Here is a 258-nt window from a genome sequence, read left to right on the forward strand (position 1 = left end):
TCCGGGCGCGGCCCGTTGCGCCAGGAGTGCAGGGCGCTGAACTGCACCGGCACGGCGTTACGCCTGGCGCATGCGCCGGCGCAGGACGGCGCGGAACTCGAACTCGATCCCGGCGCCATCCGGGCCTGGCTGGCCGCGCATCCCGAAGCGTTGCTGGTCGACGTGCGCGGCGCGCGCGAAGCAGGCGCCGGGCCGGCCATGCTGCATGGCTCGGCGCTGCCGAACGTGCCGCTGGCGCGCCTGGCCGAACACGCGTCC

At 76.0% G+C, this 258-nt stretch carries 1 protein-coding gene; it reads left to right on the forward strand.

All coding sequences use genetic code 11. The features are described 5' to 3' along the window. The coding region (locus MJ643_RS31020; protein ID WP_247727359.1) for a hypothetical protein at window positions 1–258 on the forward strand (258 nt) is incomplete at both ends.

Source organism: Pseudomonas sp. PNPG3 (assembly GCF_023093815.1).
GTDB lineage: Bacteria > Pseudomonadota > Gammaproteobacteria > Pseudomonadales > Pseudomonadaceae > Aquipseudomonas > Aquipseudomonas asiatica.